General features: G+C 68.7%; 18 protein-coding genes. 10 read left to right on the forward strand and 8 right to left on the reverse strand.

Annotated features, from left to right (window positions below; genetic code table 11):
- Window position 1: 1 nt before the first annotated feature.
- Window positions 2-727, reverse strand: coding sequence for a hypothetical protein (locus ACRWK7_RS11530; RefSeq protein WP_431856360.1), 726 nt, complete (start codon window positions 725-727; stop codon window positions 2-4).
- A 144-nt stretch (window positions 728-871) separates the two neighbouring features.
- Here ACRWK7_RS11530 and gmhB point away from each other — a divergent pair, with 144 nt between their 5' ends.
- The gene (gene gmhB / locus ACRWK7_RS11535; RefSeq protein ID WP_431856361.1) at window positions 872-1,402 is read left to right on the forward strand and encodes a D-glycero-beta-D-manno-heptose 1,7-bisphosphate 7-phosphatase; all 531 of its coding nucleotides are present in this window, start codon (window positions 872-874) and stop codon (window positions 1,400-1,402) included.
- A gap of 12 nt (window positions 1,403-1,414) precedes the next feature.
- Here the strand turns inward: gmhB and ACRWK7_RS11540 are convergent, their stop codons facing one another.
- The 3 genes from ACRWK7_RS11540 to ACRWK7_RS11550 all read right to left on the reverse strand — a co-directional run bounded on the left by ACRWK7_RS11540 (window position 1,415) and on the right by ACRWK7_RS11550 (window position 5,589).
- Window positions 1,415-3,580 (reverse strand): LPS-assembly protein LptD, encoded by a 2,166-nt coding sequence (locus ACRWK7_RS11540; protein ID WP_431856362.1) that lies wholly within the window; start codon window positions 3,578-3,580, stop codon window positions 1,415-1,417.
- 227 nt (window positions 3,581-3,807) lie between these two features.
- Window positions 3,808-4,050: an Lrp/AsnC ligand binding domain-containing protein gene (locus ACRWK7_RS11545; protein ID WP_109117390.1), complete on the reverse strand. Its 243-nt coding sequence runs from the start codon at window positions 4,048-4,050 to the stop codon at window positions 3,808-3,810.
- Between the two features lie 3 nt (window positions 4,051-4,053).
- Entirely contained in the window at window positions 4,054-5,589 is a 1,536-nt protein-coding gene (locus ACRWK7_RS11550; RefSeq protein ID WP_431856363.1) for a DEAD/DEAH box helicase, read from the reverse strand.
- A 203-nt stretch (window positions 5,590-5,792) separates the two neighbouring features.
- On the opposite strand from ACRWK7_RS11550, the gene ACRWK7_RS11555 reads away from it, so the two are divergent.
- Entirely contained in the window at window positions 5,793-6,335 is a 543-nt protein-coding gene (locus ACRWK7_RS11555) for a hydrolase (protein ID WP_431856364.1), read from the forward strand.
- Between the two features lie 11 nt (window positions 6,336-6,346).
- A complete protein-coding gene (locus tag ACRWK7_RS11560) occupies window positions 6,347-7,048 on the forward strand; it encodes an alpha/beta fold hydrolase (RefSeq protein ID WP_431856365.1) in 702 nt (233 codons plus the stop codon).
- On the opposite strand, the gene ACRWK7_RS11565 is transcribed toward ACRWK7_RS11560, so the two are convergent.
- The 3 genes from ACRWK7_RS11565 to parE all read right to left on the reverse strand — a co-directional run bounded on the left by ACRWK7_RS11565 (window position 7,045) and on the right by parE (window position 10,413).
- Window positions 7,045-7,587, reverse strand: a complete 543-nt coding sequence (locus tag ACRWK7_RS11565; RefSeq protein ID WP_431856366.1) for a hypothetical protein — start codon at window positions 7,585-7,587, stop codon at window positions 7,045-7,047. The genes ACRWK7_RS11560 and ACRWK7_RS11565 overlap by 4 nt on opposite strands.
- 68 nt (window positions 7,588-7,655) lie before the next feature.
- On the reverse strand, window positions 7,656-8,393 hold the full coding sequence (locus tag ACRWK7_RS11570; RefSeq protein WP_431856367.1) for a hypothetical protein: 738 nt from the start codon (window positions 8,391-8,393) through the stop codon (window positions 7,656-7,658).
- A gap of 31 nt (window positions 8,394-8,424) precedes the next feature.
- Window positions 8,425-10,413 carry a DNA topoisomerase IV subunit B gene (gene parE, locus ACRWK7_RS11575; RefSeq protein ID WP_431856368.1) on the reverse strand — a complete coding sequence of 663 codons (1,989 nt, stop codon included), beginning with the start codon at window positions 10,411-10,413 and terminating at the stop codon, window positions 8,425-8,427.
- Between the two features lie 122 nt (window positions 10,414-10,535).
- Here parE and ACRWK7_RS11580 point away from each other — a divergent pair, with 122 nt between their 5' ends.
- Window positions 10,536-10,928, forward strand: a complete 393-nt coding sequence (locus ACRWK7_RS11580; RefSeq protein ID WP_431856369.1) for an acyl-CoA thioesterase — start codon at window positions 10,536-10,538, stop codon at window positions 10,926-10,928.
- Between the two features lie 78 nt (window positions 10,929-11,006).
- Here the strand turns inward: ACRWK7_RS11580 and ACRWK7_RS11585 are convergent, their stop codons facing one another.
- The gene (locus tag ACRWK7_RS11585; RefSeq protein WP_431856370.1) at window positions 11,007-11,282 is read right to left on the reverse strand and encodes a hypothetical protein; all 276 of its coding nucleotides are present in this window, start codon (window positions 11,280-11,282) and stop codon (window positions 11,007-11,009) included.
- 216 nt (window positions 11,283-11,498) lie between these two features.
- Between ACRWK7_RS11585 and ACRWK7_RS11590 the strand changes: the two genes are divergently transcribed.
- The 6 genes from ACRWK7_RS11590 to ACRWK7_RS11615 all read left to right on the forward strand — a co-directional run bounded on the left by ACRWK7_RS11590 (window position 11,499) and on the right by ACRWK7_RS11615 (window position 17,820).
- Window positions 11,499-11,888 carry an FtsB family cell division protein gene (locus tag ACRWK7_RS11590; RefSeq protein ID WP_431856371.1) on the forward strand — a complete coding sequence of 130 codons (390 nt, stop codon included), beginning with the start codon at window positions 11,499-11,501 and terminating at the stop codon, window positions 11,886-11,888.
- A gap of 151 nt (window positions 11,889-12,039) precedes the next feature.
- Complete coding sequence (gene pdhA / locus ACRWK7_RS11595; protein ID WP_431856372.1) at window positions 12,040-13,068, forward strand: pyruvate dehydrogenase (acetyl-transferring) E1 component subunit alpha; 1,029 nt, start codon at window positions 12,040-12,042, stop codon at window positions 13,066-13,068.
- 82 nt (window positions 13,069-13,150) lie between these two features.
- On the forward strand, window positions 13,151-14,542 hold the full coding sequence (locus ACRWK7_RS11600) for a pyruvate dehydrogenase complex E1 component subunit beta (protein ID WP_431856373.1): 1,392 nt from the start codon (window positions 13,151-13,153) through the stop codon (window positions 14,540-14,542).
- 16 nt (window positions 14,543-14,558) lie between these two features.
- Window positions 14,559-15,884 (forward strand): pyruvate dehydrogenase complex dihydrolipoamide acetyltransferase, encoded by a 1,326-nt coding sequence (locus tag ACRWK7_RS11605; protein ID WP_431856374.1) that lies wholly within the window; start codon window positions 14,559-14,561, stop codon window positions 15,882-15,884.
- Window positions 15,885-15,897: 13 nt separating this feature from the next.
- Entirely contained in the window at window positions 15,898-17,298 is a 1,401-nt protein-coding gene (gene lpdA, locus ACRWK7_RS11610) for a dihydrolipoyl dehydrogenase (RefSeq protein ID WP_431856375.1), read from the forward strand.
- A 36-nt stretch (window positions 17,299-17,334) separates the two neighbouring features.
- Window positions 17,335-17,820: a DUF29 domain-containing protein gene (locus tag ACRWK7_RS11615; RefSeq protein ID WP_431856376.1), complete on the forward strand. Its 486-nt coding sequence runs from the start codon at window positions 17,335-17,337 to the stop codon at window positions 17,818-17,820.
- The last annotated feature ends 7 nt before the right edge of the window (window positions 17,821-17,827 follow it).

Raw genomic sequence — 17,827 nt, forward strand, 5'->3', positions numbered from 1 at the left:
GTCAGGGGAACGGGCAGCGGTCGGCCGTAACCTCCACGAACGACCGCGGGCCGGGCGTGAAGGTGAAGCGGTGTTCGGTCTGGTCGACCACCACCGACTGGTGCAGCGGCAGCGTGCCGGCCACCACCGTCTCCTTGCCGGCCTGGGTGACGATGCGGATTCGCACCGGCTGCGCCGGGTCGTACCAGCTCTCCGGCTGCCCCTGCGCGTTGCGGGCGGACAGGCCCTCACCGGTCACCGTGATGGTCCCGTTGCCGAAAGTGGTGGAACGGTTGCCGACCTTGAGCAGCGGGGTCGCCAGCACGAAGCGCTTGCTGTCCGGCGCCTGACAGTTGCGCTGGGTCTGCGCGTGCTCGATGACGAAGGCGAGGCGCGCCGGATCGAGGCCGGCGGACAGCCGCTCGGACACCAGCTTGCCCAGGCGGGCCAGCTCGCCGGTCGGCACCTCGCGCTTCAGGCGGGCCTCCATCTCGGCGGCGCGACCCTCGGCGGTGCGGGCGGCGTTCTGCATCTGGCCGGCAAGCAGCTCCAGCTCCGCCTTCTGGCGCGACAGGGTGGAGACCTCCTCGCGCAGGCTGACGTCGCGGCCCTTCATCTGCTCGACGCCCATCTGGTAGGCGAACAGCCCGGTGCCGAGCAGCAGTGCCGCCAGCAGGCCCAGCTTGACGACTCCGGTGAGGAACCGGCGCCGGTAGCGCTGTTCGTAATCGTATCGGCCGAGGGACATGGAATGAGGCGGTCTGTGGGCGGGGCGCCGCCGGATCGCGGCGGGCCCTAATGGCTACCGGCAACGCCCGCACGTTGCAACCCCTCACGCGCAGGGCCACGGCTGTGCTAGGTATGCGCGGAACGCGTTTGTTGCGGAGCGACGATGAAGGCCCTGTTGCTGGACCGGGACGGTGTGGTCAACGTTGACCACGGCTATGTCTGCGAGGTGGAGCAGTTCACCTTCGTCGACGGCATCTTCGCCCTGACGCGGCGGGCGGTCGACCTCGGCTACCGCGTTGCCGTGGTCACCAACCAGTCGGGCATCGCCCGCGGCTACTACCCGGTGAGCCAGTTCCTGGAGTTGAGCCGTTGGATGGCGGCGGAGTTCGAGCAGCGCGGCGTCACGCTGGCCGGCGTGTTCCACTGCCCCTATCACAAGGCCGGCACGCTGCGGCCCTACAACCGCGAGAGCTTCTGGCGCAAGCCGAACCCCGGCATGATCCTGGAGGCGCAACAGCGCCTCGGCCTCGACCTTGGGCGCTCGCTGTTTCTGGGCGACCAGCCTTCCGACATGGCGGCGGCGCGCGCCGCCGGGGTGGGACGGCGCGTGCTGCTGACGCACGGCCGGCCTGTGGCCTGCGCCAACGCCGACCAAGCCATCGCCACGCTGAGTGAGGCCGAAGCGCTGCTCTGAGCCCCGGCGGCCTTAGAACAGGCCGCCCAGGCCGGGTGTGCGGAACTCGCCGAGGTTCTTGAAGACCAAGCGGAAATACAGCGTGTTGCCGTCCTTCACGTCGCCCACCGTGCTGGTGTAGTCGCGTCGGGCAATGGTCTGGAAGGTGAAGCACTCGTCCTGGTAGGTCAGCACGGCCCCGGCGGCGCGCGGCCCCGGCGCCGGGCGCAGCGACTGCACGTGGCTGACGCCGACCGACCAGCGAGGCGCGAAATTGGAGTTGAGGCCGAGCGTGATCTGCTCGAGGTCCGTCCGGGTGGTGGCGTCCCGCGCCTGCGTCTGGTCCAGGTAGCTGTAGGCGGTGTACAGATTCAATTGCGGCACGCCGGCCGTGGCGGTTAGGGAGTGCCGGCGGAAGCGCAGGGTGTCCGGATCGATCCGGAAGCTGTAGTTGGTGTCGAACCAGGGGGCGGGCGAAAGGTCGAGCCGGCCGACGTAGTCCGAGCGGCGATCCCGCAGGCCGGACGCCGCCGGGTAGGCGTTCTCCTGGTTGAAGCGGTAGCTCTGGCCAAGGAACAGGCTGGCCGATCCCTGGCGGTAGCCGTAGATCGCGGTGCGCAGTCCGTAGGTGATGCGGGTACCCCCTTCCAGCCGGTCGATGCCGGGGAAGCGGTTGAACATGAACAGGTTGGCTTGGTCGAACTCGACGTCCTGGCTGTCCTCGTTCGGAACGTCCGGATCGTTGGGCGCGCGCGGCGCGGTCGTGACGGCGACCAGCGGCTCGATGAGTTGCTGCGAGCTTTCGCCATAGCGCACGAACGGATAGCGCACCGTCACCTGTCCCTGTGGGAACAGGAGGAAGCGCGAGGCCGAGCCGCGCTCCACCGCCGTCGTCTCGGGGCGGTCGTAGTGGCTGGCGTTGTGGCCGACGGCCAGGACGCGCCCCTCGAACGTCGTCACGAAGCCGAGGCTGGAGGTGATGTCGCGCCGCCATCCCGGCTCGACGTGGAAGCGCCGGGTCGAGGCGCCCTGGCGGCGGTACAGCGACAGGATCCCGGAGTCGAGCGACCAGCGCCCGCCGAACAGGCTGCCCGGTTCGCCCAGGGCGCTGTAGACGGCGAGCGGGCCGACGATCGGCTCCTCCACCGTGTTGCCGTACCGCAGGTCCTGCCAGCTGTAGGCGCTCACCGCGGCGTAGTTGCGGCCGCGGAAGCCCTCGACGAAGGCACGGCTGGTCAGGAAGTCGTCGCCGCGGTTGTCGAAGTATTTGCGCAGGTAGGTCTCGTCGCTCGCGCGCTTCACGTCGAATCCGGCGCGCCAGACCTCGTCGATCTCGAACAGGCCACGGGCGAAGAAATGGCCGCGCAGCTTGTTTTCCTTGGGTGCGTTCTTGTCGGCGAGGCCGTTCGGCAACTCGCCCTGGGTGACGCTGCCGTTGAGGGTGAGGCGGCCGCGCTCGAAGCGCTTGCGGTATTCACCGCCCAGCAGCAGGCCCTGCTTGCTGAATCCGCCGACCTCGACGGTGGCGTCCTGGTCGGGGCCCATGTCGATGTAGTAGCGCGGCCGGATGAACAGGCCGAGGTCGCTGCTGGAACCGAGCAGCGGCGTCAGGAAGCCGCTCTTGCGGTCGACCGTCGCGTCGGGCTGCGACAGATAGGGCGTGTAGGCGACCGGAACGCCGAACATCTCCAGCACGGCGTCCTTGTAGCGGATCTCGTGCTCGTCCTTGTCATGGACGACGCGCACCGCGCGGACCTGCCAAACCGGCGGGCGGGTGGGGTCCTCCTTGCACAGTTCGCAGGGGCTGTAAACGCCGCGGTTGACGCGCAGGATGCGCTCGCCGCGCCGCTCCGCCTCGTTGCCGGCGAGGCGGCTGTTGTCGGTCATCAGCACGCGCAGGTTCTCGACGAACGCGTCGCGCAGGTCGTCGGTCAGCTCGGCGTAGTCGGCGAACAGGATGTCGCCCGACGGCTCGACGATGCGGATGTGGCCGGTCGCCGTCACCACCTTGGTGGTGCGGTTGTAGGTGATGGTGTCGGCGCGCACCGTGCGCAGATCCTGCGACAGCTCGACGTTGCCGCGCGCGGTGACGAGGCCCTGCTGCTCGTCGAAGGTGACGGAATCGGCGGAGAGCAGGACCGGCTGGTTTCCGTCCTTCGGCGAAGGGGCCTGCGCCTGGCCGGGCGTGGCCGTCGCCACGCCGCACGCCACTATCACCCCGAGCAGGCCGGAGAGAAGAGCGACGCGGCGCGGTTGGCGTTTCGTCGAACGGGACTTGCGGCGGGACCGGACGGACCGGATGTGCGTACGGGACATGCCCGAACGTTTGAGGTAACGGTGCAGCCAAGTCAACGGTTTCGCGGATTTTCCGCCGGACCGATGCCGGCGCGCCACGGCAGGCGGCGGATTTCGCCGCCTGCGGCGCCTCAGTTGAAGGCTTTGAAGGTGATCAGCGTGAACGTGTCGCGCACGCCGGGCAGAGTCTGGATCTTTTCCGTCACGAATCGGCCGATGTCCTGGTCCTGCGCCAGATAGCACTTCATCAGCAGATCGTACTGGCCGGAGATCGAGTGGACCTCCGACACCTGCTCGACGTCCTGCACCGCTTCGTCGGCGACTTGGTAGGCCTTGCCGAGGTCGCACTTGACCATCACGAAGATCGTCTGCATGGCTCAGCCCTCCTGGCTGGACTCCGGCGCCGGCCGGGGACGGGCGAGACGCTGCATGAAGGCCGGCATGTGGTCGCCGAAACCGACGACCGGCACATCGTCCTCCTCCTCGCGGCGGCGGCGGTCGCGATCACGGCCGCCACGGCCGCGATCACGGTCGCGGTCCCGATCCAGGTCACGGTCGCGGCGTGGCGGCTCGGCGCGCTGCGGCGGTTGGTACGCCGGCTCGGCGGCCACCGGCTCGACGGTTTCGCGCTCGACCCGCTCCACCCGTTCGGGGCGCTCGGAACGCTCGCCGCGGTCGCGGCCACGCCCGCCACGGCCTTCGCGGCGCGGCTCGCGCCCTTCGTCCTTGCCGCCGCGGCCACCCCGACGGCGCCGGCGGTCGCGGCCGCCCTCCTCGTCGAACGGCGGGTTTTCCAGACCGTCGATGACGATCATCGGCACGTCGTGGCCGATCAGCTTGCCGATGGCGCCCACCTGCTTGCCGTCGTCCGGCGTGGCGATGGTGAAGGCACGGCCCGAGCGGCCGGCACGGCCGGTGCGGCCGATGCGGTGGACGTAATCCTCGGCGTTGATCGGGACGTCGAAGTTGAAGACGTGGCTGAGCCCCTGGACGTCCAGGCCGCGGGCGGCGACGTCGGAGCAGACCAGCAACGTGATCTCGCCCTTCTTGAAGGCCTCCAGCGTCTCGGTGCGCTTGGACTGCACCATGTCGCCGTGCAGCGCGCCGGCGTTGAAGCCGTGGCTGACCAGCGACTTCTGCAGCACGGCGATGTCGCGCTTGCGGTTGCAGAAGATGAAGGCGTTCTTGACGTCCTCGGTCCGCAGCAGGTGGCGCAGCGCCTTGCGCTTGTCCTCCTCGTGGACGACGCACAGCGCCTGCGTGACCGTCGTGGCCGGGGAGGCGGGCGGGGCCACCGTCACCTCGCGCGGGTTCATCAGGAACGCGTCGGCGAGGCGGCGGATCTCCGGCGGCATGGTGGCCGAGAAGAACAGCGTCTGCCGCATCTTCGGCAGGAAGCCGACGATTCGCTCGATGTCGGGGATGAACCCCATGTCGAGCATGCGGTCGGCCTCGTCGATCACCAGCACCTTGATGTCGTTGAGCATGATGTTGCCGCGCTCGATCAGGTCGATCAGGCGACCCGGCGTGGCGATCAGCACGTCGACACCGCGATCGAGCTTCTTCACCTGTTCGGTGAACTGCTCGCCGCCGATCAGCAGCGCCATGTTCAGCTTGTGGTACTTGCCGTACATGTCGAAGCTGTCAGCCACCTGCGCCGCCAGCTCGCGCGTCGGCTCGAGGATCAGGGAGCGCGGCATGCGCGCCCGCGCCCGCCCCGAGGCGAGGATGTCGATCATCGGCAGGGTGAAGCCGGCGGTCTTGCCCGTGCCCGTCTGCGCGCAGCCGAGCACGTCGCGCCCTTGCAGGACCCAGGGAATGGCCTGTTCCTGAATCGGCGTCGGCGTGGTGTACCCTTTGTCCTCGATGGCCCGGAGGACGTCGGATCCGAGCCCAAGATCAGAGAAAAGCATTCACCCGGTTTCTGTCTGGAGAGCGAAAAGCCATGGCTGCAAGGCCAGACGATTAGATGGGACCGCAGAATATGAAGTCAAACCATGCTGTCAACATGTCTGTGGCTGCGGCGGTGCGATTTGTGCCCCGCCGCATGGATGGGTTGGCGTGGCGTAGCCCCCTGGAGTAGCGTGCGGATCAACCGGAATCAGGAGAATGCGCCATGCTGCTGTCCCCCGAACGCTCGACGCTGCTCGTCGTCGACGTGCAGGAACGGCTGGCCCCGGCCATCCATGATGCCGACCGCGTGGTCCGCAACGCCGGAATTCTGATGGACTCGGCCGGCGCCCTCGGCATCCCCGTGCTGGCCAGCGAACAGTACCCGCGCGGACTCGGCGTCACCGTCCCGGCGCTGCGCGAGCGGCTGCCGGCCGACGCGGTGGTGGAGAAGATCCACTTCGCCTGCACCGGCGAGCCGGGATTCGTGCAGCGCCTGGACGCCTTCGGCCGCGACCAGATCGTGGTGTGCGGCATGGAGGCGCACGTCTGCGTGCTGCAGACGGTGCTCGGCCTGCGCGCCCTGGGGCGCACGGTGTATCTGGTGGCCGACGCCGTGTCGTCGCGCGCGCCGGCCAACGCCGACCTCGCCGTCGCCCGCATGCGCGCCAACGGCGTGGAGATCGTCAGCACCGAGATGGTCGTCTTCGAATGGTTGCAGCGCGCCGGCACCCCGGCGTTCAAGACGCTCAGCACTCTGATCAAATAAGGGAGGATTTCGTGAGCAAGCCGACGCTGATCCTGCTCCCCGGCATGCCGCTGGACGCCGCGCTGTGGACGCACCAGACCGACCACCTCGCCGAGGTGGCGGAGGTGCGCGTCGGCGACCTGACGGCGCACGACTCGATGGCGGACCTCGCGCGGGCGGTGTTGGCCGCGGCGCCCCGCCGCTTTGCGCTGGCCGGGCTGTCGATGGGCGGCTATCTGGCGTTCGAGATCCTGCGGCAGGCGCCGGAGCGGGTGACGAAGCTGGCCCTGCTCGACACCAGCGCGCGCGCCGACACGCCCGAGCAGACCGCCAACCGGCGGCAGGCGGTCGAGTTGGCCCGGCAGGGCAAGTACCGTCAGGTGATCGCCGGCAACCTGCCGCGCCTGCTGCATCCTGCGCATGCGGAGGACCGTACGCTCGTGGAATCGGTGTACGCCCAGGCGGAGCGCATCGGCGCCGATGCGTACGTGCGTCAGCAGACCGCCATCATGAACCGGTCCGACAGCCGCCCCGGCCTGTCCGCGATCCGCTGCCCGACGCTGGTGCTGTGCGGCCGGCAGGACGCCATCACCCCGCCGGAGGTGCACGTCGAGATGGCCGACGCCATCCCCGGCGCCCGGTTCGTCCCTGTCGAGGACGCCGGCCATCTGGCGCCGATGGAGCGCCCGCAGGCGGTCACCGCGCTGTTGCGCGAATGGCTGGTCTACGCCTAGCAGTCCGGTCCGTTGCAGCCGCTGTCCGCGCGGCGGGTCGGAAACAAGCTGTAGGTCATGTCGGCGATCAGGTCGCGGAACTTCGGGTCCTGCACAGACTTCGGCTCGTCGAGCCAGCCGGTGGCCGAACTCAGCGGCCCGCCGCCGCGGCAGAAGGCGCCCTGCACGATGATCGGTCCGCCGGGCGGCTTGGTGGGCAGCGCCGAGGCGCCGCACAGCGCCGAGTTCAGTTCGTTGCGCGCCACGTTGAAGGCCAGCACGACGCGGTAGTCGGGCCGGGCGGAGGGCCCGGGCGTGGTGGTGAAGTTGGTTCTGACACCCATGATGCGGTTCTGCATCATCCCGGTCACCGTCTGGCCGAAGGCCTGCGGGTCGCCGCCGAACGGGTTGCCCTGGATCACCACGCGCAGGTCGCGGTCGGAAGCGGCGTAGGCCACCTCCTGCAAGGTATACGCGGGCGCCGGCTCGTCGGCGACCACGCGTTCGCCGCACGCGGCGAGCGCCAGACAGGCGGAAAGAACGGCGGGACGGAGCAGCATCGGGACTCTGCGGAACGGTTGTGCCTGAGCCAAGAATGGGGCGGCCCCCGCACCAGGGCAAGCTGGCCTCACGGGTCGGTGAGCCAATGCGCCGCGGCACCCGCGGCAAAGGCGGCGTAGCCCGGCCACTCCGGGCCGATCAGCGGCAGGCCGATTTCGCCGATGATGGCGGCCAGCGTGGCGTTGTCCAGCGTCCGGCCGGTGTCGCGGGCGCGGCGGGCGAGCACCATCTCCTGGCCCCAGAAATAGACGCGCGCGGCGCCGGTGTTGGCGCGCATGGCGCGGACGTGGCCGACGCGGTCGTCGCCGTTCAGCGGCAGCCAGATATCGGCCAGCAGCGTGTCCACCGAATCCTCGGGCCGCCACTCCAATGCGTCGGCCTGCACGATGGCGATCTTCGCCGCGGCCTCGGGCGGGAGCTGGTCGAAGATGCCGATGTCGCGGATCAGGCCGATGACCTCCGGGTCGCGCTCGACGATGGTGACGCGGCTCACCGCCGGCTGGAGCGCCGCGTTGGCTGCGGCCCAGCCCATGCCCATCCCCATCACCACGGTGTGCCCGCTGGCGAGACGGCAGCCGATCTCCTGGCTCTCGATCTCGAACGGTGTCATGGACATCCAGGTGTCCATGCCGGTGCGGCCCTGGCGGAGCAGCACCGCCATATCGCGGACGATCCTGGCGTCGCCCCAGTAGCTCCGGCTCATCCCCATGGGCACGACGCGCAGTTCCCAGCGCTCGCCGGCGAAGGGGCGGTAGATGGGGACGAACAGATCGGTCTCGAAGAACGGCGAGGCGGGGAGCGTCATGGGGGCTCGCATGGACGGTCGCGGGAGCGGATCAGACGTCGATATCCCCCTCCTGCACGAACTTCGCGTTCTCCTGGATGAACTGGAAGCGCAGCTCCGGGCGGCGGCCCATCAGGCTTTCGACCAGGGTCTTGGTGCGCTCGAAGTCCTCGTGCTCCTCGGGGTCGGCGGCGTTCGGCACCACCACGCGCAGCAGCGTGCGTTTGCTCGGATCCATGGTGGTGTCGCGCAGCTGTGCCGGCATCATCTCGCCCAAACCCTTGAAGCGGCTGATCTCCACCTTCTTGTTCTTGAAGGTCTTGGCCATCAGCTCGTCCTTGTGGGCGTCGTCGCGGGCGTACACCGACTTGCCGCCGTGGCTGATGCGGTACAGCGGCGGCAGCGCCAGGTACAGGTGGCCGTTCTGGATCAGGCCGGGCATCTCCCGGTAGAAGAAGGTCATCAGCAGCGAGGCGATGTGGGCGCCGTCCACGTCGGCGTCGGTCATGATGATGACCCGCTCGTAGCGCAGCTTGTCGGTCGCGAAGTCCTTGCCGACGCCGCAGCCCAGCGCCTGGGTGAGGTCGTTCAGCTCCTGGTTGGCCTTCATCTTGTCGACGGAGGCGCTGGCGACGTTCAGGATCTTGCCGCGCAGCGGCAGGATGGCCTGGGTCTCACGCTGGCGCGCCTGCTTGGCCGAGCCGCCGGCCGAGTCACCCTCGACCAGGAAGATCTCCGTGCCCTCCGGCGCGTTGCGCGAGCAGTCCGCCAGCTTGCCGGGCAGGCGCAGGCGCCGGGTCGCGGTCTTGCGGGCAAGGTCCTTCGACTGCTTGCGCTTGGCGCGCTCCTCGGCCTTCTCGATCAGGCGTTCCAGCAGGCCGTTGGACGAGGTCGGATCGCCGGACAGCCAGTGGTCGAAGCGGTCCTTCAGCGCCGCCTCGACGAGGCGTTGCGCCTCGGGCGTCGCCAGCTTGTCCTTGGTCTGGCCCTGGAACTGCGGCTCGCGGATGAAGACGGAGAGCAGGATGCACGCCTCGCCCACCACGTCGTCGGCGGTGATCTGGCCGGCGCGCTTGTTGTTCACCATCTCGCCGTAGCCCTTGAGGCCACGGGTGAGGGCGGCGCGAAGACCGGTCTCGTGCGTGCCGCCCTGCGGCGTCGGCACGGTGTTGCAGTAGGTGTGCGAGAAGCCTTCCTCGTCCTCCGGCCAGGAGATCGCCCATTCGACGCGCCCCTGGTCGTTGGGCAGCGCCACCTCGCCGGTGAAAGGGGAGGGGGTGATCGTCTTGCGGTCCTTCAGCGCCGTCGTCAGGTAATCGAGCAGGCCGTTGGGGAAGTGCAGCGTCTCCGTGGCCGGCGTGGTGGATTCCGCCGACAGCAGCGACGGGTCGCAGCTCCAGCGGATCTCGACGCCGCGGTACAGGTACGCCTTCGAGCGCGCCATGCGGTACAGCCGGTGCGGCTCGAAATGCGCGGCCTCGCCGAAGATCTCGGCGTCGGGATGGAAGCGCACCGTGGTGCCGCGGCGGTTGATGGCGCCCTGCTTGGCCAGCGGGCCCAGCGGCGTGCCGCGGCTGTAGTTCTGGATGAATAGCTGCCGCTCGCGCGCCACCTCGATGGTGAGCTGGTCGGACAGCGCGTTGACGACGCTCAGGCCCACGCCGTGCAGGCCGCCCGATGTCTGATAGACCTTGTTGGAGAACTTGCCGCCCGAATGCAGCGTGGTGAGGATCACCTCCAGCGCCGACTTGCCCGGGTACTTCGGGTGGTCGTCGATGGGAATGCCGCGACCGTTGTCGCGCACCGTCACCGATCCGTCGGCGCCGAGCTCCAGGTCGATGCGGCTGGCGTGACCGGCCACCGCCTCGTCCATGGCGTTGTCCAGCACCTCGGCGACGAGGTGGTGCAGCGCCCGGTCGTCGGTGCCGCCGATGTACATGCCCGGCCGCCTCCGGACGGGCTCAAGCCCTTCCAGAACCTCGATATCCTGGGCGGAGTAGGTGTCGGCCTTGCGGGCCGTGCTCTCGAAAAGGTCGCTCATGGAGCCTATAATAGGAATTCGGTCAGGGGTGCGCAAGCGAATGCTGTAGCCCTATCATAGCTTAAGCACCACATTTTGTGAGCGCCCTTTTCAGCATCCGCCAAGCCCCGCACGGAGGACTCATGAGCGCCACCATCCCGCCGGAACTCAACTGCGGCCCGGCGTTGCGCACCATCGCCATGCCGAAGGACGCCAACCCGAACGGCGATATCTTTGGAGGCTGGCTGCTGTCGCAGATGGACCTCGCCGGCGGGACGGTGGCGGTGCGGCGGGCCGGTGGGCGCGTGGCGACCGTCGGCGTCGAGGCCATGACCTTCCACAAGCCGGTGTATGTCGGCGACGAGGTCTGCTGCTTCGCGACCATCGAGAAGGTCGGCCGCACCTCCATCCGCGTGCGCGTCGACACCTGGGTGCAGCGGTACCGCACGGGCGAGGCGGTAAAGGTCACGGAGGGCGTTTTCACCTTCGTCGCCATCGGCGAGGACCGTAAGCCGCGGGAAGTACCGGCGGAGTAAATGGTTGCGTCGGGCCCCCATCCCAGCCTTCCCCCACTGCGCGGGGGAGGGTGAGGGTGAGGGCCCAACTCAGGAACGTTACTGCGTGTTCCCCGACGTGCCGCCCGGCCGGGTCGCGCCCGGCGTGGTGGCGGTCGGCGCGGCGCCCGGCGCCATCGGGCCGCCGGTGCCGGTGCCGCCGACGCCCGAGGCGTTCTGGCCCGGCGTGCCGGCCGGCGGCGGCGGGGTGGTGGCCGGCCGCTCGGCGGTCGAGGTGCCGCCCGGCTGGCTTTTGTTCTGGGCGGTCTGGTCGTCGCAGGCCGCCAGGCCGAGGATCAGCGCCGGCAGGGCGGCGAGCAGGAACGGGCTTCGCATAACGGAATTCTCCTTGCTGTGGTCCGGGCGCCGGCCCTGCGGGCGCGCGGCGCCACCCACCCCAACACCGCCGCGGCGCGGACGTTGCGGCCGCGACTCGGAGCAAAGACTCGAAGGTGCCATTACTCCGTTGCAGCAAGAACCCAGTCCGGTAAGTTCTTGGCTTTTCCGGTTTTTTCGTTTGACCCTGAAAAACCGGTGTGATTCCATCGGTCCATGAGCATGACGAGCAACATTACCGATTCCCTTAAGCGCGCCGCCAAGAGCGCGCTGCGGCAGACCATCGGCCCGGCGATCGGCGCGTGCGTCGTGGCCTATTTCGTCTATTATGCCGTGCAGGGTGACCGCGGGCTCATCGCGCTCAAGCACATCGAGGGCGAAATCGCCCGTGCGGAACAAGTGCTTAGCCAAGTGCGCGGAGAGCGCGAGCGGATGGAGCGGCGCGCCTCGCTGCTGCGCGCCGACCATCTCGACCGCGACATGCTCGACGAGCGCGCGCGGGCGATGCTGAACCTGACGCACCCCAACGACGTGATTCTTTCGTTGCCGCCGCTGTACGACCAAGAGGATGCTAGCGCTGAGAAACAGCCCAGATCAGTCAATTAACCGAAATTCGGTTATTCGCGATTTCGTGTTATATTCCAGTACGTTGTGAAGCTGACGCTTGTCAGCATAGGTCTCTGGCGCTAGAACTCTCCCAGTGAGATGCGCGCCGGCCGCTCCTGCGTGGCCTGCCGCTAAACCCAAGGGAGGAGTTATGGCAGCGCCCCGACGCCGTGCTAAGGCGCAACCCGAGTCCGCCGCTACCACCAAGCGCGCTCCGGCTGCATCGGCCCAGGAACTTCTACGCTACTATCGTGAGATGCTGCTGATCCGCCGCTTCGAGGAGAAGGCGGGCCAGCTCTACGGCATGGGCCTGATCGGCGGCTTCTGCCACCTCTACATCGGCCAGGAGGCCGTGGTGACCGGCGTCCAGGCCGCCCTGCGCGAGGGCGACAGCGTCATCACCAGCTACCGCGACCACGGCCACATGCTGGCCTGCGGCATGGACGCCAAGGGCGTCATGGCCGAGCTCACGGGGCGCCGCGGTGGCTACTCCAAGGGCAAGGGCGGCTCGATGCACATGTTCAGCCGCGAGAAGGGCTTCTTCGGCGGCCACGGCATCGTCGGCGGCCAGGTGCCGCTGGGCACCGGCCTCGCCTTCGCCCACAAGTACAAGAAGGACGGCGGTGTGTGCACCACATACCTGGGCGACGGCGCCGTCAACCAGGGGCAGGTGTACGAGAGCTTCAACATGGCGGCGCTGTGGAAGCTGCCGGTCGTCTACATCATCGAGAACAACAAGTACGCCATGGGCACCGCCCAGGAGCGTGCGTCGGCCGGCGAGCTGCACCAGCGCGGCGCCGCCTACGGCATCCCCGGCTATCAGGTGAACGGCATGAACGTCCTGGACGTGAAGGCCGCCGCCGACGAGTGGGTCAACTGGGTGCGCGAGGGCAACGGCCCGGTCATCCTGGAGATGAAGACCTACCGCTACCGCGGCCACTCCATGTCCGACCCGGCCAAGTACCGGACGAAGGAGGAGGTCGAGAAGATGCGGACGGAGTCCGATCCCATCGACCAGCTCAAGAAGCTGCTCCTCGACGAGGGCCACGCCACCGAGGAGGCGCTGAAGGAGATCGACCGCGAGGTCAAGGCGATCGTCTCCGAGAGCGCCGAATTCGCCCAGCAGAGCCCCGAGCCCGACCCGTCCGAGCTGTGGACGGACGTGCTGCTCGACGCCTGACCGCAACGCCAAGAAGGGGAGCCGCGACCGGAGCGCCGGGGCCGTTTGAGCCCGCCGAGCGCCCGCGCGGACGGAGGAACCAATGCCGATCGAAGTGCTGATGCCGGCGCTCTCGCCCACCATGACCGAGGGCAAGCTGGCGAAATGGCTGAAGAACGAAGGGGATGAGGTCAAGTCCGGCGACGTCCTCGCCGAGATCGAGACTGACAAGGCCACCATGGAGGTGGAGGCCGTGGACGAGGGCCGCCTCGGCAAGATCCTGGTCGCCGCCGGGACCGAGAACGTCGCGGTCAACACGCCCATCGCCGTCATCCTCGGCGACGGCGAGGAAGCCGTCACCAACCTCTCGAACATCGAGGAGAGCACGCCGAAGACCGCCGCCCAGCCGGTGGTCAAGGGTGAGGACGCCAAGCCGGCCACCCTGCCGGCCCAGGTCGCCAGCGGCCCGGCCGCGCCGCCGCCCTCGGACGAGGACAGGTTCTTCGACCGCACGGTGAAGAAGACCGTGCGCGAGGCGCTGCGCGACGCCATGGCCGAAGAGATGCGCCGCGATCCCAACGTCTTCCTGATGGGCGAAGAGGTCGCGCAGTACCAGGGCGCCTACAAGGTGTCCCAGGGCCTGCTGCAGGAGTTCGGCCCCGACCGCGTCATCGACACGCCCATCACCGAGTACGGCTTCGCCGGCCTGGGCGTCGGCGCCGGCTTCCTCGGGCTGCGCCCGATCGTCGAGTTCATGACGTTCAACTTCGCCATGCAGGCGATCGACCACATCGTCAACTCGGCGGCCAAGACGCTGTACATGTCCGGCGGCCAGATGGGCTGCCCGATCGTGTTCCGCGGCCCGAACGGCGCCGCCGCCCGCGTCGCCGCCCAACATTCGCAGGACTACACCCCCTGGTACGCCAGCGTGCCCGGGCTGAAGGTGGTCGCGCCCTACTCGGCGGCCGACTTCAAGGGCCTGATGAAGTCCGCCATCCGCGACCCGAACCCGGTCATCTTCCTGGAGAACGAGATCCTCTACGGCCAGAGCTTCGACGTGCCGGAGAGCGAGGACTTCATCGTGCCGATCGGTCGCGCCAAGGTGCTGCGCGCCGGCAAGGACGTCACCATCACCGCGCACTCGCTGATGGTCGCCCAGGCGCTGGCGGCGGCCGAGCTGCTGGCCAAGGACGGCATCGAGGCGGAGGTCATCGACCTGCGCACCATCCGCCCGCTGGACGTGCACACCATCGTCGAGAGCGTCAAGAAGACCAACCGCCTCGTCACCGTCGAGGAGGCCTGGCCGACCTGCAGCATCGGCTCCGAGATCAGCGCGCTGATGATGGAGCACGCCTTCGACTACCTCGACGCGCCGGTGATCCGGGTGAACGGCAAGGACGTGCCGATGCCCTACGCCGCCAACCTCGAGAAGCTGGTCCTGCCGCAGCCGGACGGCATCGCCGAGGCGGCGCGCCGCGCCTGCTATCGCTCGTAAGGGGAGGGCACGGACCATGACCATCCAGATCCTGATGCCCGCCCTCTCGCCCACCATGACCGAGGGCAACCTCGCCAAGTGGCTGAAGAAGGAAGGCGACGCGGTAAAGGCCGGCGACGTGCTGGCCGAGATCGAGACCGACAAGGCGACCATGGAAGTCGAGGCGGTGGACGAAGGCCGCCTCGGCAAGATCCTGGTGCAGGGCGGCAGCCAGGGCGTGGCGGTGAACACGCCCATCGCCATCCTGCTGGAGGAGGGCGAGGACGAGAGCGCGCTCGCCAAGGCCGGCGGCGGGGCTCCGGCTCCGGCCGCTCCGGCGCCGAAGGCCGAAGCCGCTCCGGCCCCCGCTGCGGCTCCCGCCCCCGCGCAGCAGGCCGCTCCGGCGGCGGCGTCGCATGGCGGCGGCAACCGCGTGTTCGCCAGCCCGCTGGCGCGCCGCATCGCCCAGCAGGCCGGCATCGACCTGTCGGCGGTGAAGGGCTCCGGCCCGCACGGCCGCATCGTCAAGGCCGACGTCGAGGCCGCCAAGTCCGGCGGGGGCGCCAAGCCCGCCGCCGCGCCGCAGGCTGCCGCTGCCCCGTCCGCCGCTCCCGCCCCGGCGCCCGCCGCGGCCAAGCCGGCCGGCATCGACGCCAAGGACCTGTCGGACAAGCTGGGCATGCGCTACACGGCCAAGCCCAACTCGTCCATGCGCAAGACCATCGCGCGGCGCCTCACCGAGGTGCAGCAGACGGTGCCAAACTACTTCCTCGCCATCGACTGCGAGGTGGACGAGCTGCTGAAGGTCCGCGCCGAGCTGAACGGCCGCTCCAAGGCGTACAAGCTGTCGGTGAACGACTTCGTCATCCGCGCCGCGGCGCTGACGCTGAAGAAGTTCCCGCTGATCAACTCGGCCTGGTCCGAGGACGCGATCCTCACCTACGACCACGCCGACATCTCGGTCGCGGTGGCGACGCCGACCGGCCTGATCACGCCGATCATCAAGAAGGCGGAGACCAAGGGCTTGGCCGACATCTCCAACGAGATGAAGGATCTTGCCGAGCGCGCCCGCGACGGCAAGCTGAAGCCCGAGGAGTACCAGGGCGGCAGCTTCTCGATCTCGAACCTCGGCATGTACGGCATCCGCGAGTTCGCCGCGATCATCAACCCGCCGCAGGCCTGCATCCTGGCCGTCGGTGCCGGCGAGCAGCGCCCGGTGGTGAAGAACGGCGCGCTGGCGATCGCCACCGTCATGACCTGCACCGTCTCGGTCGACCATCGCGTCGCCGACGGCGCGCAGGGTGCGGAATTCCTCCAGGCTTTCAAGAAGCTGATCGAGGATCCGCTGAGCATGCTGCTGTAAGGGGGGACGGCTCATGGCTGACATGAACTACGACGTCATCGTCATCGGCACCGGCCCCGGCGGCTACGTGGCGGCGATCCGCGCCGCCCAGCTCGGCCTGCGCACCGCGGTGGTGGAGCGCGAGCACCTGGGCGGCATCTGCCTGAACTGGGGCTGCATCCCGACCAAGGCGCTGCTGCGCTCGGCCGAGGTGATGCACCTCGCCAAGCACGCCGCCGACTACGGCCTGTCCGTCAGCGGCGTCAACTTCGACCTGCCGAAGGTGGTGGAGCGGTCGCGCAAGGTGGCCGCCCAGCTCAACGGCGGCGTCAAGCACCTGCTGAAGAAGAACAAGGTCACCGTCATCGACGGCGAGGGCAAGCTGGCCGGCAAGGGCCAAGTCGCCGTCACCAAGGGCGGGGCCGCGGTCGGCACCTTCGGCGCCAAGCACATCATCATCGCCACCGGCGCCCGGGCCCGCACGCTCCCGGGCCTGGAGGACGACGGCAAGCTGGTGTGGACCTACAAGAAGGCGATGACGCCGGACAGCTTCCCGAAGTCGCTGCTGGTCATCGGCTCGGGCGCCATCGGCATCGAGTTCGCCAGCTTCTACAACGCGCTGGGCTCCAAGGTCACCGTGGTCGAGGTGATGGACCGCATCCTCCCCGTGGAGGATGAGGAGATCTCGACAATGGCGAAGAAGGCCTTCGAGAAGCAGGGCATGCGCATCATCACCGGGGCCAAGGCCGGCAACCTGCGCAAGACCGCCGACAGCGTGACGGTGGCGGTGGAGGCCGGCGGCAAGGTCGAGGACATCACGGTGGACCGCGTCATCGTTGCGGTGGGCATCAGCCCGAACACCGAGAACCTCGGCCTGGAAGGCACCAAGGTGAAGCTGGACCGCGGCCACATCGTCACCGACGAGTGGTGCCGGACCGACGAGCCGGGCGTGTACGCCATCGGCGACGTCACCCAGCCGCCCTGGCTGGCACACAAGGCCAGCCACGAGGGCGTGATCTGCGTCGAGAAGATCGCCGGGAAGAACGACGTCCACCCGCTGGACATCCGCAAGATCCCCGGCTGCACCTACTCGCACCCGCAGATCGCGTCGGTGGGGCTGACCGAGAAGAAGGCGAAGGAGAAGGGCTACGAGGTGAAGGTCGGCCGCTTCCCGTTCATCGGCAACGGCAAGGCCATCGCGCTGGGCGAGCCGGAGGGCATGGTGAAGACCGTGTTCGACGCCAAGACCGGCGAGCTGCTCGGCGCCCACATGATCGGCGCTGAGGTGACCGAGCTGATCCAGGGCTACACGGTCGCCAAGACCATGGAGACCACCGAGGCCGAACTCATGCACACGGTGTTCCCGCACCCGACCCTGTCGGAGATGATGCACGAGTCCGTCCTTGATGCCTATGGCCGGGCGATCCACTTCTAGCTAGATTGCCGAGGTGACGTTTTTCCGGTCAGGGGCATGAGCCGCAGCAGCGCCGCGTACGACGAGGACTTCTACGCCTGGACGCAAGACCAGGCGCGGGAGATCCGCCGTGCCGGCGCCGAGCGGAACAACGCCCCGATCGACTGGGAGAACGTCGCCGAGGAGATCGAATGCATGGGCCGCAGCGAGTGGAGCGAGATCGACAATCGCCTGACGGTGCTGGTCACGCATCTGCTCAAATGGCTGTATTGCCCGGAATTGCTGGGGCACTGCGCAAGGCCGTGGCGCCTCACGATCGTCGAGCAGCGCAGGATGCTGAAGAAGCGGCTGAGGCAGAGCCCCAGCCTGCGCCCGGTCGCCCGTGAGGAGTTCGGCACCATCTACGCCGACGCCCGTGAAATGGCAGCCCTGGAGGCGGAGGTCGACCTCGCCCGCTTCCCGGCCGATCCGCCCTTCACCCTTGACCAGGCTCTCGATCCGGCCTATCCGGCCGATCTGTTTCCGCCGGAGTGGCGCGCCTGAGCGCCGT

This window comes from Azospirillum sp. (genome assembly GCF_050789165.1).